The sequence below is a fragment of the Rugamonas sp. genome (assembly GCF_025354735.1).
Lineage (GTDB): Bacteria > Pseudomonadota > Gammaproteobacteria > Burkholderiales > Burkholderiaceae_D > Rugamonas.
In genome coordinates, this window is record NZ_JANXMI010000034.1 from 1 (window position 1) to 15076 (window position 15076).

Annotated in this window: 16 protein-coding genes, 1 other RNA gene and 1 pseudogene; 7 read left to right on the forward strand and 11 right to left on the reverse strand. The window is 63.4% G+C overall.

Annotated elements, in window-relative coordinates:
• Together groEL and groES are read right to left on the reverse strand one after the other, a co-directional pair.
• On the reverse strand, positions 1-855 hold an 855-nt coding region (groEL, locus tag Q0S71_RS03080; protein ID WP_295991170.1), incomplete at its 3' end, for a chaperonin GroEL.
• A gap of 46 nt (positions 856-901) precedes the next feature.
• A complete protein-coding gene (gene groES, locus Q0S71_RS03085) occupies positions 902-1192 on the reverse strand; it encodes a co-chaperone GroES (protein WP_295991175.1) in 291 nt (96 codons plus the stop codon).
• Positions 1193-1558: 366 nt separating this feature from the next.
• On the opposite strand from groES, the gene Q0S71_RS03090 reads away from it, so the two are divergent.
• The 4 genes from Q0S71_RS03090 (at position 1559) to Q0S71_RS03105 (ending at position 2895) form a co-directional block, all read left to right on the forward strand.
• Positions 1559-1798, forward strand: a complete 240-nt coding sequence (locus Q0S71_RS03090; protein WP_295991213.1) for a hypothetical protein — start codon at positions 1559-1561, stop codon at positions 1796-1798.
• Positions 1795-2106 carry a cell division protein ZapA gene (locus Q0S71_RS03095; RefSeq protein WP_295991182.1) on the forward strand — a complete coding sequence of 104 codons (312 nt, stop codon included), beginning with the start codon at positions 1795-1797 and terminating at the stop codon, positions 2104-2106. The genes Q0S71_RS03090 and Q0S71_RS03095 overlap by 4 nt, the downstream gene beginning before the upstream one ends.
• Before the next feature lie 46 nt (positions 2107-2152).
• A non-coding RNA gene (gene ssrS, locus Q0S71_RS03100) (6S RNA) lies at positions 2153-2332 on the forward strand.
• A gap of 101 nt (positions 2333-2433) precedes the next feature.
• Positions 2434-2895: an EVE domain-containing protein gene (locus Q0S71_RS03105; RefSeq protein ID WP_295991185.1), complete on the forward strand. Its 462-nt coding sequence runs from the start codon at positions 2434-2436 to the stop codon at positions 2893-2895.
• Positions 2896-2990: 95 nt separating this feature from the next.
• On the opposite strand, the gene lgt is transcribed toward Q0S71_RS03105, so the two are convergent.
• Together lgt and Q0S71_RS03115 are read right to left on the reverse strand one after the other, a co-directional pair.
• Positions 2991-3848 (reverse strand): prolipoprotein diacylglyceryl transferase, encoded by an 858-nt coding sequence (gene lgt, locus Q0S71_RS03110; RefSeq protein WP_295991188.1) that lies wholly within the window; start codon positions 3846-3848, stop codon positions 2991-2993.
• Positions 3842-4744 carry a LysR family transcriptional regulator gene (locus tag Q0S71_RS03115; RefSeq protein WP_295991192.1) on the reverse strand — a complete coding sequence of 301 codons (903 nt, stop codon included), beginning with the start codon at positions 4742-4744 and terminating at the stop codon, positions 3842-3844. The genes lgt and Q0S71_RS03115 overlap by 7 nt, the downstream gene beginning before the upstream one ends.
• 147 nt (positions 4745-4891) lie before the next feature.
• On the opposite strand from Q0S71_RS03115, the gene ilvD reads away from it, so the two are divergent.
• Positions 4892-6754 carry a dihydroxy-acid dehydratase gene (ilvD, locus tag Q0S71_RS03120; protein ID WP_295991193.1) on the forward strand — a complete coding sequence of 621 codons (1863 nt, stop codon included), beginning with the start codon at positions 4892-4894 and terminating at the stop codon, positions 6752-6754.
• A 76-nt stretch (positions 6755-6830) separates the two neighbouring features.
• On the opposite strand, the gene Q0S71_RS03125 is transcribed toward ilvD, so the two are convergent.
• The gene (locus Q0S71_RS03125; RefSeq protein ID WP_295991195.1) at positions 6831-7058 is read right to left on the reverse strand and encodes a TIGR04438 family Trp-rich protein; all 228 of its coding nucleotides are present in this window, start codon (positions 7056-7058) and stop codon (positions 6831-6833) included.
• Between the two features lie 169 nt (positions 7059-7227).
• On the opposite strand from Q0S71_RS03125, the gene Q0S71_RS03130 reads away from it, so the two are divergent.
• Complete coding sequence (locus Q0S71_RS03130) at positions 7228-7548, forward strand: c-type cytochrome (protein ID WP_295991215.1); 321 nt, start codon at positions 7228-7230, stop codon at positions 7546-7548.
• A 138-nt stretch (positions 7549-7686) separates the two neighbouring features.
• Here the strand turns inward: Q0S71_RS03130 and Q0S71_RS03135 are convergent, their stop codons facing one another.
• From Q0S71_RS03135 to folD, 6 genes are all read right to left on the reverse strand, one after another.
• Positions 7687-8826, reverse strand: coding sequence for a branched-chain amino acid ABC transporter substrate-binding protein (locus Q0S71_RS03135; RefSeq protein WP_295991197.1), 1140 nt, complete (start codon positions 8824-8826; stop codon positions 7687-7689).
• A 143-nt stretch (positions 8827-8969) separates the two neighbouring features.
• On the reverse strand, positions 8970-9392 hold the full coding sequence (locus tag Q0S71_RS03140; RefSeq protein WP_295991201.1) for a hypothetical protein: 423 nt from the start codon (positions 9390-9392) through the stop codon (positions 8970-8972).
• Complete coding sequence (locus Q0S71_RS03145) at positions 9389-9814, reverse strand: DNA polymerase III subunit chi (RefSeq protein WP_295991204.1); 426 nt, start codon at positions 9812-9814, stop codon at positions 9389-9391. Before Q0S71_RS03145 ends, Q0S71_RS03140 begins: the two co-directional genes overlap by 4 nt.
• A gap of 55 nt (positions 9815-9869) precedes the next feature.
• Positions 9870-10514 (reverse strand): glutaredoxin family protein, encoded by a 645-nt coding sequence (locus Q0S71_RS03150; protein ID WP_295991206.1) that lies wholly within the window; start codon positions 10512-10514, stop codon positions 9870-9872.
• 2 nt (positions 10515-10516) lie between these two features.
• The gene (locus Q0S71_RS03155; protein ID WP_295991209.1) at positions 10517-12601 is read right to left on the reverse strand and encodes a M3 family metallopeptidase; all 2085 of its coding nucleotides are present in this window, start codon (positions 12599-12601) and stop codon (positions 10517-10519) included.
• A gap of 90 nt (positions 12602-12691) precedes the next feature.
• Positions 12692-13540 (reverse strand): bifunctional methylenetetrahydrofolate dehydrogenase/methenyltetrahydrofolate cyclohydrolase FolD, encoded by an 849-nt coding sequence (gene folD / locus Q0S71_RS03160; RefSeq protein ID WP_295991211.1) that lies wholly within the window; start codon positions 13538-13540, stop codon positions 12692-12694.
• 336 nt (positions 13541-13876) lie between these two features.
• Between folD and aceE the strand changes: the two are divergent.
• Positions 13877-15076, forward strand: a pseudogene (gene aceE, locus Q0S71_RS03165) (pyruvate dehydrogenase (acetyl-transferring), homodimeric type); the annotation flags it as partial.

The following is a 15076-nucleotide window of genomic DNA, read 5'->3' on the forward strand; positions in this document are numbered from 1 at the left end:
GCGGCGATCGCCGAAGCCCGGAGCCTTGACAGCCACTACTTTCAAAATACCGCGCAGGGTGTTGACCACCAGCGTAGCCAGGGCTTCGCCATCAACTTCTTCAGCGATGATCAGCAGTGGACGGCCAGCCTTGGCGACTTGTTCCAGTACCGGCAGCAGGTCACGGATGTTGGAGATTTTCTTGTCGCACAGCAGGACGAATGGATTGTCCAGGATGGCGACTTGCTTTTCCTGGTTGTTGATGAAGTATGGCGACAGGTAGCCGCGGTCGAACTGCATACCTTCAACGATGTCCAGCTCGTCGTTCAGCGATTTGCCGTCTTCGACGGTGATGACGCCTTCCTTGCCGACTTTTTCCATCGCTTCAGCGATGCGCTCGCCGATCGAGTAGTCGGAGTTGGCCGAGATCGCGCCGACCTGGGCGATTTCTTTGGTGGTGGTGCATGGACGAGCGATTTTTGCCAGCTCTTCGACGGTGGCGGCGACGGCCTTGTCGATGCCGCGCTTCAAGTCCATCGGGTTCATGCCGGCGGCCACGAATTTCATGCCTTCGCGCACGATGGCTTGCGCCAGCACGGTGGCGGTGGTGGTGCCGTCGCCGGCGTTGTCGCTGGTGCGGGAAGCAACTTCCTTGACCATTTGCGCGCCCATGTTTTGCAGCTTGTCTTTCAGCTCAATTTCTTTCGCGACCGACACGCCGTCCTTGGTCACGGTCGGGGCGCCGAACGAGCGCTCCAGCACGACGTTGCGGCCTTTCGGGCCCAGGGTGACTTTGACTGCGTTGGCGAGGATGTTGACGCCTTCGACCATTTTGGCGCGCGCTGCGTCGCCGAAGATTACTTCTTTAGCTGCCATGTTGTTTCTCCTGAATTCAGTGGAATAGTGTACGGACGAGTGTCAATTACTTGACAACGATCGCCATGATGTCTTCTTCGCGCATGACCATCAGTTCCTGGCCGTCCAGTTTGACGGTCTGGCCGGCGTATTTGCCGAACAGGACGCGGTCGCCGACCTTGACATCCAGAGGACGGACTTTGCCGTCGTCGAGGACTTTGCCATTGCCGACGGCAAGGACTTCGCCTTGATCCGGTTTTTCGGCGGCTGCATCAGGAATAATCAGGCCGGATGCGGTTTTGGTTTCCTGGTCGAGACGTTTGACGATGACGCGATCGTTCAAAGGGCGAAGGTTCATACAAAACTCCTTATTCAATGGTGGTGCTCAACGGTGACCGCAGCGGCGGAGCCGGCTGCGTCTTTAGACGAGTTGCCGTTGCAATCAGATCGCAGCGGCTAGCAAGAGTTGTTAGCACTCTCTACTAACGAGTGCCAATTATAGGGACGCTTATGCGGTATTTCAAGGCAAACACTCATTTATTTCATATCAGGCTACAAGTTACCGGCAGGAATGTGCCTAAGCGTTGACGGAGCGCAAACTTATACGGCCGTGGCCGGCGCGGCGCCGAATCGGCGCCGAATAATTGCCCGTTTCTGGGCTCAATTGCCTGGAAAGGGGCTGATTCGGTTGACGGCGATTCGCTTGCCGCCCTATAGTGGCGGGATGATTTCCGAATTCCAAGAACTATCCGAAAAAATCGACCAGTTGGCCGAAATGACCCATGCCCTGCGTCGGGAAAACGCCCAATTGCGTCAAGCCAATGCCGCCCTCGTGGTGGACAATCTCGGCTGCCAGAAACGCTTGAACGAGGCGCACGACCGCGTCGCCGCGCTGCTGGAAAACATCCCCGCGCTGGTCGCCGAATCGATGGCCGCCTCATCCGACAACGAGGACCTGCAATGATCCAGCTGGACGTGACCATCCTGGGCCAGCCCTACCGCCTGGTCTGCAAGGCCGACGAAGAGCGCGCCCTGCGCGAGGCCGCCGCCTTCCTCGACAAGAAGATGACGGCGATCCGCGACGGCGGCAAAATCAAGGGCAACGACCGCATCGCCGTCATGGCGGCGCTGGGCATGGCGGCGGAATTCCTGTCGGCCAAAGCGCCGCAGGGACCGCTGTCGGACATGTCCATCCTCGACGTGCAGCAAAAGATCAGCGCCATGCACAAGGTGCTCGACAGCGCCCTGACGCCGCAAGAAAACCTGTTTTAAATCGCGAAACACCTTCCCCTGAGGGGGACATCGGAGTAAACTCCGTGTCACCCTGCAGTGTTCGCGATTGTCATATATTCCTTGAACCATTTATGTGCGCAGGTTGCGGAATTTTGTTTGATGGGCGTGAGCGTCGCTAGTCCGACGAACCCGAAATTGAACTAACTGTGACCACCTTGAACCGTTTGGTTCGGGATGCCGGCATAGCGGCACAGGCGGGGCCAAATACACTAAATCAGCGGTTGTCGGCATCATTGCGCAACCGCTTTTTTACGTCCGCGTTTTGACGACGCTACGATGTTTGATTCATTTCCAGAGAGTTTGCACATGCAATATTGGTTGATGAAATCGGAACCGGACGAGGTCAGCATCGATGACGTGGCCGCCGCGCCGGCGCGGACCGTGCCCTGGTTTGGCGTGCGCAATTATCAGGCGCGCAACTTCATGCGCGACGGCATGCGGGTCGGCGACCAGGCTTTCTTTTATCATTCCAGCTGCGCCGAACCCGGCATCGCCGGCATCGTCGAAATCAGCAGCGTGGCCTATCCCGACGCCAGCCAATATGAAGCGGGCGGCAAGTATTTCGATCCCAAGGCGACGCCGGAAACGCCGCGCTGGGTCAGCGTCGACGTGACGCTGGTGCGCAAGACGGCGCTGCTGCCGCTGCGCGAACTGCGCACGCACGCCGAGCTGGAGCACATGAAGTTGCTGGCCAAGGGCAGCCGCCTGTCCATCATGCCGGTCGAGGCCGGCGAGTGGCGCTACATCACCCAGCAATTGCTGGCGTGATCGATCCGGGCACCAGTCCGGCGGCGCGGCAAAAAAAAACTGCCCGGCGCGAGGCGGGCGGCTGGTTCAGCCGGGTTTAGCTCCCAAGGAACGGCTCAGGCGCGGGCCGGCAGCGCACCCGGCTTGCGGCGGTTGTTGCGGTAGGTCCAGAACAGCATCGCGAGCGCGCCGACGATCATCGGGATCGACAGCATCTGGCCCGACGTGATCGGTATCCCGGCCCACGTCACTTCCCAGTCCGGGGTGCGGAAATATTCTGTGAAGCAGCGCGCGATGCCGTACAGCAGCGTGAACATGGCGCCGACGGCCAGCCGCGGCCTTTCCTTGCGCGCATAGATCCACAGGATGATGAAGACGACGATGCCGTCGATCAGCAACTGGTACAGCGGCGACGGATGGCGCAGCCCTTGCAGGAAGACCGGGTTCGGCGACAGCGGGAATTGCGTGTCCGGCCACAACATGGCCCACGGCAGCGTCGGGTCGCTGACGACGCGGCCCGGCAGTTCGGCGTTGATGAAGTTGCCCAGCCGTCCGCAGGCATAGCCCAGCGGCACCAGCGGCGCGATGAAATCGTAGACGTCGAGGATGTTGCGCCGGGACTTGCGGGCCCACAGCGCCATCGCGATCAGCACGCCGAGGAAGCCGCCGTGGAAGGACATGCCGCCATGCCACACTTCGACGATCTCGATGGGATTGCTGAAGAAGAAGCCGGGACGGTAAAACAGCACTTCGCCGAGGCGTCCGCCGATGACGACGCCGAGCATGCCGTAGAACAGCATGTCGTCGAGGTCCTGGTTCTTCCAGCCCTGGGCGGCGATGTGCGGCTGCTTGATGCGCACCCGTCCCAGCGCGATGAACAGCGCGAACGCCAGCACATACATCAGGCCGTACCAATGGACTTGTACCGGGCCGAGGTGGAAGGCGATGGCGTCGGGCATCGGGTGTATCAGCATAGTGTGTTTTTCCTTAGTAATTCCAAAAATCCCAGCAGCACCGGCGAGGCGTTATCGCGGCGCCAGGCCAGCCCCGTTTCGACCAGTGGCGTCGGGTCCGCCAAGGCCCGGTATTCTACTCCGGGCCGCATTAAATTCGACACCGATTGTGGCACAAGCGCGATGCCCATGCCAGCCGAGACGAGGCCGACGATGGTTTGCATCTGGATCGCTTCCTGGCCGATGGCCGGCGTGATGCCGGCCGCCGTGAAGACGGCCAGGATGGCGTCGTGCAGGGCCGGCGCGATGGCGCGCGGGAAAATTATCAGCGGCAAGGGCGGCAGCGCGCCCAGCCTGACCGGCCGCTTGCCCTTCAGCGCCGCCAGCCCGGCCGGCGCGGCCAGGATCAGCGGCTCCTTGAGCACCGGCAGGTAATCGAGCTCCAGCCGCGCCGGCTCGGGCAGCGGCGGTATCAGCAGGCCGGCGTCGATGCGCCCGTGCAGCAGCTCGTCGAGCTGCCAGTCCGACGTCGCCTCCTGCAAGCCGATCAGCACCTGCGGGAAGGCGGCGCGATAGGCGCGCAGGAAGGGCGGCAGCACGCTGTAATCGGCCGACGACACGAAGGCCAGCGACAGCCGGCCGACCTCGCCGGCCGCGGCGCGTTGCACCAGCTGTGGCAAGGCCTGCGCCTGGGCCAGCATGCGGCGCGCCTCCGGCAACAGCGCGGCGCCGGCCGGGGTCAGGCTCACGCCGCGCCGGTTGCGCTCGAACAGCGGCGCGCCCAGCAGCGCCTCCAGCGCCTGTATCGTCTGCGACAGCGGCGGCTGGGTCATGTGCAGGCGCAGGGCGGCCTTGCCGAAGTGCAGCTCCTCGGCGACGGTGACGAAATAGCGCAGCTGGCGCAGTTCCACGTTCATCGATATGCATATCCATTCAAATAGTCATGTTCGATATCTTAAACGAATCACAGCTACGCCTATCTTATATTTGACACTGGCCCCTGCGCGAGGCACTCTGCAAGGTACGACGCAAGCCTTGGGCCGCCCTTATTTCTGGAGATAATCATGCCGCAATACCGATCCCGCACCACCACCCACGGCCGCAACATGGCCGGCGCCCGCGCGCTGTGGCGCGCCACCGGCATGAAGGACGGCGATTTCGACAAGCCCATCGTCGCCGTCGTCAACTCCTTCACCCAGTTCGTGCCCGGCCACGTGCATTTGAAAGACCTCGGCCAGCTGGTCGCGCGCGAAATCGAAAAAGCCGGCGGCGTCGCCAAGGAATTCAACACCATCGCCGTCGACGACGGCATCGCCATGGGCCACGGCGGCATGTTGTACTCGCTGCCCTCGCGCGACCTGATCGCCGACTCGGTCGAATACATGGTCAACGCCCACTGCGCCGACGCCATGGTCTGCATTTCCAACTGCGACAAGATCACGCCCGGCATGCTGATGGCCGCGATGCGCCTGAACATCCCGGTGATCTTCATCTCCGGCGGGCCCATGGAAGCGGGCAAGGTCTTGAAAGTGGTCGACGGCAAGCAGAAAATCATCAAGCTCGACCTGGTCGACGCCATGATCAAGGCCGGCGACAGCAGCGTCAGCGACGCCGACGTGGCCGAGATCGAGCGTTCCGCCTGCCCCACCTGCGGCTCCTGCTCCGGCATGTTCACCGCAAACTCGATGAATTGCCTGACCGAGGCGTTGGGCCTGGCGCTGCCCGGCAACGGCACCATCGTCGCCACCCACGCCGACCGCGAACAGCTGTTCCTGCGGGCCGGCCGCCTCATCGTCGAGCTGGCCAAGCGGCACTACGAGGAGGACGACTACTCGGTGCTGCCGCGCTCCATCGCCACCAAGGCCGCGTTCGAAAACGCGATGGCGCTCGACGTCTCGATGGGCGGCTCGACCAACACCGTGCTGCACATGCTGGCCGCCGCCCACGAAGCCGAAGTCGACTTCACGATGGCCGACATCGACCGCATCTCGCGCAAGGTGCCCTGCCTGTGCAAGGTCGCGCCGATGACCGACAAATACCACATCGAAGATGTGCACCGCGCCGGCGGCATCTTCGCCATCCTGGGCGAGCTGGCCCGTGGCGGCCTGTTCGACACCTCGCTGCCGACCATCCACGCGCCCACCATGGCCGAGGCCATCGCCCGCAACGACATCATGCGCACCGACGACCCGGCCGTGCGCCAGCTGTTCCGCGCCGCGCCGGGCGGGGTGCCGACGCAGGTGGCGTTCTCGCAATCGGAGCGCTACGACGCGCTCGACACCGACCGCGCCACCGGCTGCATCCGCGATAAGGAGCACGCTTATTCGCAGGATGGCGGCCTGGCCGTGTTGTACGGCAACCTGGCCGAGAAGGGTTGCATCGTCAAGACGGCCGGCGTGGATGAAAGCATCTTGAAATTCAGCGGCAAGGCGCGCGTGTTTGAAAGCCAGGACGCGGCCGTCGAAGCCATCCTCGGCGACGCCGTGCATGAAGGTGACGTCGTCGTGATCCGTTACGAAGGCCCGAAAGGCGGGCCCGGCATGCAGGAGATGCTGTATCCGACGTCGTACATCAAGTCCAAAGGCCTGGGCAAGGCTTGCGCCCTGTTCACGGACGGGCGCTTCTCGGGCGGCTCGTCGGGGCTGGTGATCGGGCACGCGTCACCGGAAGCGGCCGAAGGCGGCGCCATCGGGCTGGTGGAGGAGGGCGACATGATCGACATCGACATTCCGGCGCGCAGCATCAACCTGCGCATCGATGCCGCCGCGCTGGCCGCGCGCCGCGCCGCGATGGAAGCGAAGGGTGAGGCCGCGTGGTTGCCGGTCAAGCGCGACCGCGTGGTGTCGCAAGCGTTGCGGGCCTACGCCGCGCTGACGACGTCGGCCGACCGCGGCGCCGTGCGGGATTTGTCGCAGTTGAAGCGCTGAGGCGCTGAGGCGCTGAGCGGCGCGGATTAGTCTGCGCCGCTGCCCCCAGTCTTTACCCCGTTCTCGGCGCCGGCCCCTACTTTTTCTTCTTCCCGAAATTGTGCTTGATGCGGTCCTGGCGCCGCTTCTCGTCGACATTGTGCGCCCTGCGCTTGTCCAGCCCCAGCATCGATTCCAAAAATTCGAACCAGAGGAAGGCGAACACCATCAGCCCGACGATCCACCACCACGATAATTCGGCAAAGCGCCACACTTCAAAATAGCGCAGTCCGCACAGGGCAAGGATGAGAAGAATGAGGGGCATGACGTGACTCCAGGTTGTACCGCCATCTTACAAAGAAAACGCCTTGGCTGGGGGCAATATTTGGCCGCCAGTCAACGCCGGCGCCGGCCATTGCGTTGTGTTTCCAGCGCCATATAGATCTGTGTCAAAAACACGGTAGAATTATGGCAGGATTACTTTGGAGAAAAAGATGAAACGTTCATTGATGATGGTGGGAATGTTGGTCGTGTCGGCTGTGGCGTCGCAAGCGGCACTGGCCGACGCCGGCCTGGATTTGGCAAAAGCCAAGAACTGCCTGGCTTGCCATGCGGTGAGCACCAAGGTAGTCGGTCCGGCGTACAAGGACGTGGCGGCAAAATATGCCGGTCAAAAAGGCGTCGAAGACAAGCTGGTGCAAAAAGTCATGAAGGGCGGCTCCGGCGTCTGGGGCGCGGTGCCGATGCCGGCCAATCCACAGGTGACGCAGGCGGAAGCCGAAACGCTGGTGAAATGGGTGCTGTCGCAGAAGTAATTCTGCCAGCCCGCTACAACGCGCCGTCGAGCTCTCGACCGGCGCGTTTTTTTTCCTCCGCGCCGGCCGGCGGCAATAAAAAAGCGCGCCACCCTTTCGAGCAGCGCGCTTCTTGCGACAGCGTGGACGATTATTTGATTACTTGATGACTTCCAGCTTGGTCTTCTTGCCGTCCTTGTAGTTGAACAAGGTCATCGCGCCATCCTTGATATCGCCTTTGGGGTCGAAGGAAATCAAGCCGGTGACGCCCTGATATTTCACCTTGGCCAGATACGGCAGGTATTTCGCCGGATCGGCCGACTTGGCGTCGGCCATCGCCGTCGCCATCGTCATCACGGCGTCGTACACATACGGCGCGTAGAGTTGCACGTCGATGTTGTACTTTTTCTTGTAGCGGACCAGGAAGTCGTCCATTTTCTTTTGCTGGTCGGTCGTCACGCCGCCCGCTTCGGCGCAGGTGACGTTGGTGCCGGCGGCGTCGCCGGCCAGTTTCGGCAGCGCTTCCGTGCAGACGCCGTCGCCGCCCATGAATTTCGCGGTGATGCCCAGCGCCTTCATCTGGCGCAGCATCGGGCCACCGACCGAGTCCATGCCGCCGAAGAAGATCAGGTCGGGACTCTTGCCCTTGATGCTGGTCAGAATCGCGTTGAAGTCGGTCGCGTTGGCGTTGGTGAATTCCTTGCCGACGATTTGCACGCCCGGCATGGCTTTCTTGGCGCCCTTGGCGAATTCCTCGGCGACGCCCTGGCCGTAGGCGCTGCGGTCGTCGATGACGGCGATTTTCTTCGCGCCCAGCGTGCCGACGGCGTAAGCGCCCAGCGTGCCGCCGAGATTGTTGTCATTGGCGACGACGCGGAAGGCCGTGTTGAAGTTTTGCTTGGTGTATTGCGGCGTGGTCGACGACGGCGAAATCTGCGGGATGCCGGCGTCGAAGTAAATCTTGGAGGCCGGCACGGTGGTGCCCGAGTTCAGGTGGCCGATCACGCCGTTGACTTTGGCGTCCACCAGTTTCTGCGCGACGGCCGTGCCCTGTTTCGGATCGGCCGCGTCGTCTTCCGGCACCAGCACGAATTTGACGACTTTGCCGTTGATCTTGAAGTTCTCGGCGTTCAAATCGTCGATCGCCATTTTCGCGCCGTTCTCGTTGTCCTTGCCCAGGTGCGCGGAGGCGCCCGAAATCGGACCGACGTGACCGATCTTGACCACTTCTTGCGCACCGGCGCTGCCAGCGAAAGCCAGGGCGACGGCAAGTGGAAGGAACTTCGTTTTGAACAGCATAAACATTCTCCAGAGGGTGGAACCGCAGCGGCGCCGCGCGGGCGTCGGGTTAGAAAATTTGCACAAGGCCAGAAGGTACAACAAAATAAACGTTGCGCAAAGGGCGAACGCGGGCTTTTTCGCTTAGTCGCACAAAAGTGTGATTATTTTTTCTGGGCTTGCAGGTGCGTCAGCTCCTGCGCCACGGCGCGGGCGACGATTTTCTGGATGGTGTCGTGCAGGCCGCTGCGGATTTCGCGCGTCAATTCATGCAGGGCGCCGTTGACGATGGCCTCCATGCTGTCCTTGACGCGCTGTTCGAGCACGAAATCTACCCGTCCCTGCAACTGATGCAGGATGCGGTCCGACAAACGATGTTCCAGCAACGCCCATTGCGACTCGCTCCAGTCGCTGACGGCGGCCGCTTCCAGCTGCGCGGCCGGGTCGGCCGGCGCCGGCGCCACGGCCGCGGCCGGGACGGGGGCGGTGGCGGGATGGTCGTGCGCCGGCGCGTCGGGCGCCGGTTCGTCCTTCAACACTTCGGTCAATACGGGAATGCTGGCGTCGAACGACGGGGCTGGTGTCATGTTTTTCCTGCGACAAAGTGGGTGAGGGGATAGTCTTGCCGCTTGTAGGCGACATAGCGCTGGCGGCCGGCGGCGGCGTCGTCCGGATCGGCGGAAATGACTTCGATCACGCGCTGGAACTGGCCGACGTGGGCCGGAATGCGGCGCGCCAGGTTCACCAGCAGCTCGTGGTGCGGCAGCGGCGCGTCGTCGCTGTCGGCCAGGATGATGGCGGTGTGGGCGGCCAGCGCGTCGCCGGCGGGCACGTGCGGCAGGAAGTCGGTGGCGGAAAACGTCCACAGTTCGGCGTCCAGCGCCGCCAGCTGGGCCGCGTCGTCCGCCATCAGCACGACGCGGTTGCCGGCCGCATAGGCCTTGCGCACCAGGCGGCAGGCGTAGGCGATCTTGTCCGGCACATTGCTGTGAAAATCGATACGGGACATGGAGACAGCTTCAAGAAAGATGGCGAACAGTCATTTTAACTGTTCCGCCCCCATCCTAGAACTGGAAACCCGGTGGGGCGTTGGCCGCAGGCAATGGCTGGCTGCGCGCAGCCTCCTCGGCGGCGGCCTTGGCGGCGGCGCGCGCCTGCGCTTCCGGGCTGGGCTGGGGCGGCGGCGCGGCCGGCGCGGCGCCGCCGTTTTGATAATTCGGCGGCAGCATTTTCTCGGCCGGATAGCCGGCCTCGCTGAGCAGGGCGCCCCATGCCGTCGCCTCGTAGCCGATCTGCTTGCTGCGCCCGACCAGCAGCAACGGCAGCTGGCCGGCGCTGCCGGCCTTTTTCAGCGCCGCCTGATCGTCGGCAGTGGCGACGGTTTTTTCGCGGAAGGGGATGCCGCGCGCCATCAGCATCGCGCGCGCCTCGTTGCAGGCGTCGCACTGGGCCGTCGTGTACAGCGTGACCGGGCGGTTCTTGGCCGCCTCGGCCAGTTCGAACGGCAGCTCCGGGTTGGCGCCGCCGCCGGCGAAGGATTTGACTTCCACCTTGGCCTTGGAGGCCGGCGGCGGCGGCGCGTCGCTGTAATGCGTCACGCCCTTGCCGTCGACCCATTTGTACACTTGCGCGCCGGCGCCGCCCATGCCGGCCAGGGCCGCCAGCAAGAGCAGGGCGAGCTGACCGTGCCGCGTGATCCGGCGCGCCACGGTCAGGCCGCCATGCCGCTGTGACGCAGCAGCGCGTCGATGCTCGGCTCGCGGCCGCGGAAGGCCGTGAACGATGCCAGCGCCGGCCGCGAACCGCCGACGGCCAGGATCTCCTGCTGGAAGCGGCGTCCCGTTTCCGTCGTCAGCTGGCCGCCGCCGAGCGCCGCCGCCTCCTCGAAGGCGCTGTAGGCGTCGGCCGACAGCACCTCGGCCCACTTGTAGCTGTAATAACCGGCCGCGTAGCCGCCGGCGAAGATGTGGCCGAAGGAATTCTGGAAGCGGTTGAACGCGGGCGGCACGATGATGGCGAACTGGCCGCGCACTTCGTCGATCACCTGCTGCACCGACTTGCCGCCGGCCGGCTCGTAGTCGTAGTGCAAATGCATGTCGAGCAGCGAAAACTCGACCTGGCGCAGGGTCTGCAAGCCGGACTGGAAATTCTTCGCCGCCAGCATCTTGTCGTACAGCGCGCGCGGCAAGGGTTCGCCGGTGACGACGTGGGCCGTCATGTGTTCCAGCACGTCCCATTCCCAGCAGAAGTTTTCCATGAATTGCGACGGCAGCTCGACCGCGTCCCACTCGACGCCGGAAATGCCGGACACGCCGATTTCGTCGACCTGGGTCAGCATGTGGTGCAGGCCGTGGCCGAATTCGTGGAACAGGGTGATGACTTCGTCGTGCGTGAACAGCGACGGCTGGACCACGCCGTCGACCGTGGCCGGCTCGGTGAAGTTGCAGGTGAGGTAGGCCACCGGCGTTTGCAGCGCGCCGCCCGTTTCCAGGCGGCGGCCGCGGGCGTCGTCCATCCACGCGCCGCCGCTCTTGCCGGCGCGCGCGTACAGGTCGAGGTAGAACTGGCCGATCAGCTTGCCGTCCCGTTCGATGCGGAAGAAGCGCACATCCTTATGCCAGGTGGTGGCCGTGTCGGGCGTGATCGTCACCGAGAACAGGCTCTGCACGAGGCGGAACAGGCCGTCGACCACTTTGTGCTCGGGGAAGTATTGCTTCACTTCCTGGGCCGAGAAGGCGTAGCGGCGCTCCTGCAGTTTTTCGGACGCGTAAGGGAAGTCCCAGGCTTCCATCTGCGCCAGGCCCAGCTCGTCCTTGGCGTAGGCGCGCAGCTCGGCCAGGTCTTGCTCGGCGTAGGGGCGGGCGCGCTTGGCCAGGTCTTCCAGGAAGGCGATCACCTGTTCCGGGCTCTGCGCCATCTTCGACACCAGCGACACTTCGGCGAAGTTCTTGTAGCCGAGCAGCTTGGCTTCCTCGTCGCGCAACTTGAGCAGCGTGACGATGTTTTGCGTGTTGTCCCACGCGTCGCGCTGGCTGAAGGCCTCGCCCTGTTCGGAGGCCTTGGTCACGTTGGCGCGGTAGACGGTTTCGCGCAGGGCACGGTGGTCGGCGAATTGCAGGATGGGGAAATAGGACGGGAAGTGCAGCGAAAACTCATAGCCGTCCTTGCCGTCCTTTTCGGCGGCGGCGCGGGCCGCCTGCTTGACGTCGGCCGGCAGGCCGGCCAGCTCGGCCTCGTCGGCGATCAGCAGCTTGTAGTCGTTGGTCGCGTCGAGCACGTTTTCCGAGAAGCGCGTCGACACCGCCGCGTGTTCTTCCTGGATGTCGGCGAAGCGTTCCTTCTGCTCGGCCGGCAGCTCGGCGCCGCCCATGCGGAAGTCGCGCACGGCGTTGTCGATGATGGTCTGGCGCGCCGGCGACAGGCTGGCGAAGTTGGCGTCGCCCTTGAGCGCCTTGTATTTGCCGAACAGCGCCTCGTTCTGGGCCAGCGCGGTCCAGAACTCGGTCACCTTAGGCTGGTTCTCGTTGTAGGCGGCGCGCAGCTCGGGCGTGTCGACGACATTGTTCAGATGGCTGACGATGCCCCAGGCGCGGCCCAGCAGCTCGGTCGAGTTTTCCAGCGGCGCGACGAAGTTTTCCCACGTCACCTGCTCCGACGGCGCTTCCAGCTGGGCGACGACGGCGCGGTTTTGCTCCAGCAGCGCATCGATGGCGGGGCCGACATGGTCGGGCGTGATGGCGTCGAAGCGCGGCAGGCCGGAGAAATCGAGTAGGGGGTTTTGTACGTCAGTAGTCATAGAGATTCCAATGTGTCGTTGCGGGTAGCGCCGGCGCCGTGACGTCGGAGGCAGATCATCGTTTCGTGGCGTTGGCCGTGGCGCGACGTTTTATTTCAGCCGTTCCGCCGCCTCAACCGTATTCATCAGCAGCATCGTGATCGTCATCGGTCCGACGCCGCCCGGCACCGGCGTGATGTGCGACGCCACGTCCTTGATGGCGGCGAAATCGACGTCGCCGCACAGCTTGCCCGCGTCGTCGCGGTTCATGCCGACGTCGATGACGATGGCGCCCGGCTTGACCATGTCGGCCGTCAGCGTGTTGCGGCGGCCGACGGCGGCCACCACGATGTCGGCCTGGCGCGTGTACATGCCCAAGTCCGGCGTCGCACTATGACAGATAGTGACGGTGGCGTTCGCTTGCAAGAGCAGCAGCGCCATCGGCTTGCCGACCGTGTTGCTGCGGCCGATGACGACCGCGTGCTTGCCGCGCAAATCGACGCCGGTCGATTCGATCAGCTTCATGCAGCCGTACGGCGTGCACGGACGGAAACCTTCCAGCCCCGTCATCAGCTCGCCGGCGCTGAGCACCGAGTAGCCGTCGACGTCCTTGGCCGTTGAGATCGCCTCTATGACTTTATGCGGGTTGATATGCTTGGGCAGCGGCATCTGCACCAGGATGCCGTGGATGGCCGGGTCGGCGTTGAGCGCGGCGATGCGGGCCAGCAGCGCCGCTTCCGGCATGTCGGCCTCGTACTTTTCCAGCACCGAGTGGAAGCCGACGTCGCCGCAGGCCTTGACCTTGTTGCGCACATAGACCTGGCTGGCCGGGTCTTCGCCGACCAGGATCACGGCCAGGCCGGGCTGCGTGCCCTTGGCCGTCAGCGCGGCGGCGCGCGTTGCAATTTCGCTACGCAATTTTTGGGAAAGGGCGATTCCGTCGATCAGTTGGGCTGGCATGGTGTGCTCTGTGGGCAGGTAAAAGCAAGATTATAAAGCCGTCACGCCGCCAGCGCGCTCCGGCACGTCGTCCGGGCGCGAATGTTGCGTTGCGAGGCGGCCGACGACCGGGCTGAAATAGGGTTGACGCTGCGGTCGCTTGTGCTGCGGTGCAGCATACGCCTACTGGGCAAATGGCACGATTTTTCACAATACGGAATGCCGTATCGCAATTTGAAAATGGCCTGAAGTGCTGTTAGAATCTCCCACACTTAATTCCCGTATTAGTAAATAATCAGCGAAACACCGTCCGCCAGCGTTCCGAAATTCGGGCACTCACACAGGAGACTCAAAACAATGTCAGCTCAACTTGACCAGCTCACGGCGCTCACCGCCGCCGACCCTGATACCCAGGAAACCAAAGAATGGATGGACGCGCTGGAAGCGGTGCTCGCCGCGGAAGGCCCGGAACGCGCCCAATACCTGATGGAACGCATGGTTGATCTGGCCCGCCGCCGCGGCGCCACGATCCCGTTCTCCAGCAACACCGCCTACGTCAACACCATCCCCCTGCACCAGGAAGTCCATTGCCCGGGCAACCTGGAATACGAAGAGCGCCTGCGCTCGTGGATGCGCTGGAACGCGATGGCGATGGTGGTCAAGGCCAACCGCGTGGACGGCGACCTGGGCGGCCACCTGTCCTCGTTCGCCTCGCTGGCCAATATGCTGGGCATCGGCTTCAACCACTTCTGGAAAGCGCCTAGCGAAAACCACGGCGGCGACCTGCTGTACATCCAGGGCCACTCCTCGCCCGGCGTCTACGCGCGCGCCTTCCTCGAAGGCCGTTTGAGCGAAGATAAGCTGACCCATTTCCGCCGCGAAGTCGGCGGCAAGGGCCTGTCCTCGTATCCGCACCCGAAACTGATGCCCGACTTCTGGCAGTTCCCGACCGTCTCGATGGGCCTGGGCCCGCTGATGGCGATCTACCAGGCGCGCTTCCTCAAGTACCTGCACGCCCGCTCCATCGCCGACACCACCGACCGCAAGGTCTGGGCCTTCTGCGGCGACGGCGAGATGGACGAGCCGGAATCGCTGGGCGCCATCGGCATGGCCGCGCGCGAAAAACTGGACAACCTGGTCATCGTCGTCAACTGCAACCTGCAACGCCTCGACGGTCCGGTGCGCGGCAACGGCAAGATCATCCAGGAACTGGAAGCGGACTTCCGCGGCGCCGGCTGGAATGTCGTCAAGGTCATCTGGGGTCCGGGCTGGGACGCGCTGCTGGCGCAGGACAAGGATGGCATCCTGCAACGCGTGATGATGGAAACCGTCGACGGCGAATACCAGAACTTCAAGGCCAAGGACGGCGCCTACGTGCGCAAGAACTTCTTCGGCAAGCATCCGAAGCTGCTGGAAATGGTCGCCAACATGACCGACGACGACATCTGGCGCCTGACCCGCGGCGGTCACGATCCGCATAAAATCTACGCCGCCTTCAAGGTCGCGCAGGAACACAAGGGCCAACCGACGGTGCTGCTGGTGAAGACCATCAAGGGC

What these genes read in the sequence shown, in the direction of transcription:
- Q0S71_RS03135 (WP_295991197.1), bottom strand. Translation starts at nt 8,826, where the DNA reads ATGCTGTTCAAAACGAAGTTCCTTCCACTTGCCGTCGCCCTGGCTTTC.
- Q0S71_RS03105 (WP_295991185.1), top strand. Translation starts at nt 2,434, where the DNA reads ATGCAATATTGGTTGATGAAATCGGAACCGGACGAGGTCAGCATCGAT.
- Q0S71_RS03090 (WP_295991213.1), top strand. Translation starts at nt 1,559, where the DNA reads ATGATTTCCGAATTCCAAGAACTATCCGAAAAAATCGACCAGTTGGCC.
- Q0S71_RS03115 (WP_295991192.1), bottom strand. Translation starts at nt 4,744, where the DNA reads ATGAACGTGGAACTGCGCCAGCTGCGCTATTTCGTCACCGTCGCCGAG.
- Q0S71_RS03145 (WP_295991204.1), bottom strand. Translation starts at nt 9,814, where the DNA reads ATGTCCCGTATCGATTTTCACAGCAATGTGCCGGACAAGATCGCCTAC.
- Q0S71_RS03130 (WP_295991215.1), top strand. Translation starts at nt 7,228, where the DNA reads ATGAAACGTTCATTGATGATGGTGGGAATGTTGGTCGTGTCGGCTGTG.
- ilvD (WP_295991193.1), top strand. Translation starts at nt 4,892, where the DNA reads ATGCCGCAATACCGATCCCGCACCACCACCCACGGCCGCAACATGGCC.
- Q0S71_RS03095 (WP_295991182.1), top strand. Translation starts at nt 1,795, where the DNA reads ATGATCCAGCTGGACGTGACCATCCTGGGCCAGCCCTACCGCCTGGTC.
- lgt (WP_295991188.1), bottom strand. Translation starts at nt 3,848, where the DNA reads ATGCTGATACACCCGATGCCCGACGCCATCGCCTTCCACCTCGGCCCG.
- folD (WP_295991211.1), bottom strand. Translation starts at nt 13,540, where the DNA reads ATGCCAGCCCAACTGATCGACGGAATCGCCCTTTCCCAAAAATTGCGT.
- Q0S71_RS03140 (WP_295991201.1), bottom strand. Translation starts at nt 9,392, where the DNA reads ATGACACCAGCCCCGTCGTTCGACGCCAGCATTCCCGTATTGACCGAA.
- Q0S71_RS03125 (WP_295991195.1), bottom strand. Translation starts at nt 7,058, where the DNA reads ATGCCCCTCATTCTTCTCATCCTTGCCCTGTGCGGACTGCGCTATTTT.
- Q0S71_RS03155 (WP_295991209.1), bottom strand. Translation starts at nt 12,601, where the DNA reads ATGACTACTGACGTACAAAACCCCCTACTCGATTTCTCCGGCCTGCCG.
- groES (WP_295991175.1), bottom strand. Translation starts at nt 1,192, where the DNA reads ATGAACCTTCGCCCTTTGAACGATCGCGTCATCGTCAAACGTCTCGAC.